Origin of the sequence: Bacteroides caecigallinarum (assembly GCF_021531075.1) — a bacterium.
Lineage (GTDB): Bacteria > Bacteroidota > Bacteroidia > Bacteroidales > Bacteroidaceae > Phocaeicola > Phocaeicola caecigallinarum_B.
This window is the reverse complement of sequence record NZ_JADYTJ010000103.1, coordinates 1-2,715: the sequence shown is the minus strand read 5'-3', so window position 1 is coordinate 2,715 and position 2,715 is coordinate 1. Positions and strand designations below refer to the sequence as shown.

Here is a 2,715-nt window from a genome sequence, read left to right as displayed (position 1 = left end):
ATATAGTACAAACTTCTAAAAACAAAAGTTTTTTGGAAGAAATGCAATCTATAGCTGAGTCTATTAAACAACAAGTATACGTGTTGTCCGGTCCACTTATAGATGGTAAATATCAATACAATGATGACTCGTTAATAATTTTATTATCTTCAAAAAAGAAAATAGCCTTCGTCACAACTAGTAAAATGAATGATAATTTCAATGATTTGTGTGAAGACATAATAGAAGATATTGGTTCAGTCAGCGATAAGTATGGATATAAGGAGAAGATAGGGCGTCCTAGAAAATGGAGAGATAGATTAACTGGTATTTATTCATTAAAAGAAATTGACGATGTACGAGCATGGTTTTGCAATGACATCGTTATAAATGATACTGCTGATTTCAGAACACTAGATTTACTGATATCTCTTTTTATCGGTAGCATTAATGATGTGAAAAACATAACAGCAGAAGAACCAGACAATCTTTTAGATAAGGTCAAACACAAAATCCAGTTGTTTGACGGTCAACAGACCCGTTTTATTTATGAGGAACTAGATGCTGAAGGAAAAAGAATCACCATACAAGGTTTATCTGGTACAGGAAAAACAGAACTATTAATGCATAAACTAAAAGATTTGTATGTAAAGAATGAAGATGCTGTTTTTGGCTTTACCTGTTTTAACAAAATTCTATCTCGAAAATTAAAAGAAAGAATACCTGAGTTCTTTAACTTCATGAAGGTAGAACAGCAAATTGATTGGAACAAATTACTATGTGTTAGTGCATGGGGTAACTATGGAAATGAGTATTCAGGTATCTATAGATATATTTGTAGTTTCTACGATATAAGTTTCTACAGTTTGCGGGAATGTGGTTCTTTTGATGTAGCTTGTCAAAAAGCTATCGAACAAGTTAGAGATAGAATTAAAGCTTATGGACATGCTTTTACCTATATATTTATTGATGAGAGTCAGGATTTTAAAGAATCATTTTTTAAACTATGCGAATTAGTTACTGAGAAAAAATGTTTTATTGCTGGTGATATATTCCAGTCCATTTTTGAAGAAAAGAAAAAAGATACTATTCCTCCTAATTTTTTGTTGAGTAAATGTTATCGTACAGATCCAAAGACATTAATGTTTGCTCAAGCTTTAGGTATGGGACTTTTTGAGAAAGAGAAGCTATGGTGGCTTGACAAAGAACAATGGGAACAATGTGGTTATCATGTAGAAATTGAAGGTAAACAATACACATTAACACGTGATCCACTTAGAAGATTTGAGGATATTGATCCTGATTTTGATAGTTTGAAAATTATTGGTATACAAGATTTAATAAAAGGAATTATAAATCTTATAAAAAAAATATACGATGAATTCCCAACAGTGAAACCTGATGATATAGCTATTATTTTCTTAGATACAGATCAATATATTTATCAATCGGCCAGCAGTATCGAACGAGCTATAGGAATAGAACTTGGTATGGAATGTAACATTGCATATGAATCCAAGAAGACAGAAAAAGGGAAAATACTGATAAGCAATAAAAATAATGTAAAAGGTTTGGAATATCCTTTTGTTATTTGTATAACAAAAAAAATTCTTAAAGAAAAAAGTTATCGTAATACATTGTACACAATGCTCACACGATCATTTATTCGTTCTTATTTGGTATTACCTAAAGGCAATGACAATGGTTTTACCCAAGAAATGTATAGTGGTGGTCAACGTATTATGAAAGAAAAAAAGATAGTAGTAATCGAACCTACAGACAAAGAACAAATAGATATTAAAGCTTGGATAAAAGGAGGAAAGCAAGCATTATCATTGGAGGATAGAATTAACAATGTATTTGAAGAATTAAACATCACAAATCCCAAGATTAAAGAGGCTATCCGAAAATCGTTAGCAGGCATTCCAATGAAAAACAATAATGCTCAATTAAAGGAATTAATACAAGCATTCCTAAATACTATTGATGATGAAGATTATTTTGCGTAAAATAGAATCTTATGAAAACAAGAAGTTTTCACAAACATTGAAACAACATAAGGATTACACAAGAGTATTGCTTGAAATCACAAGAAAAATTCTCTCTAATGATGATTCTATAGACATAAAAGATACATCTTTATCATCACAAGCCTATCTAAAATTAGCTATTGACAAGCAAAGTAGAATTTTTATTTATCTTTCCATTGATAAATTTTACTCTTTGGAGTATCCATGTCAGGTAGAAGTTGATAAATTTACACAACAAGTGAATTCTGTTTATACAACTTCTGGCATTAATTGTACGTTAGAACTCATTTCAAATGCGATTTCTATACTTGACGATGTAAAATGCGATTCTATTATAGATGTGTATGAATCAAGAGATGAAGAGGATACTTTCTTAAATATAGAAGCCTACAAGTTGTTAGAATACTTTTGGGCACATGAACCTTGTTATCTAAGATATGATTATGACCCAAAGAGTTGTAATGGTGCTTTACATCCACTCAACCATCTAGACATAAACATTTCTTTAAAAGGTTCTTACAAACTTGGACTAAAATCAAAGCTTTCTCCATCTGAATTTGAGAATATTGTAAATAAAAACACTGATTGTTATTATTTACTCGATAAATTACCACCACATTTAACGATTTTAAAAGCCAATAAAAGGGCCAAAAACAGTAAAAAGAAATAGAATAAAAAAAGTGTAAACTAATTGAATGCTAATAAA

The 2,715-nt window shown here is 30.2% G+C and carries 2 protein-coding genes; both read left to right on the top strand.

All coding sequences use genetic code 11. The features are described from left to right. Positions 1-1,988: STM2767 family DEAD/DEAH box helicase (locus I6E11_RS14390; protein WP_235338803.1), on the top strand; the 1,988-nt coding region annotated here is incomplete at its 5' end. Continuing rightward, a complete protein-coding gene (locus I6E11_RS14385) occupies positions 1,966-2,679 on the top strand; it encodes an STM2766 family helicase-associated protein (RefSeq protein WP_235338802.1) in 714 nt (237 codons plus the stop codon). The genes I6E11_RS14390 and I6E11_RS14385, both read left to right, overlap by 23 nt. The last annotated feature ends 36 nt before the right edge of the window (positions 2,680-2,715 follow it).

Excerpts from the sequence above, each read along its gene's own strand:
- I6E11_RS14385 (WP_235338802.1), top strand. The coding sequence starts at position 1,966 with ATGATGAAGATTATTTTGCGTAAAATAGAATCTTATGAAAACAAGAAG.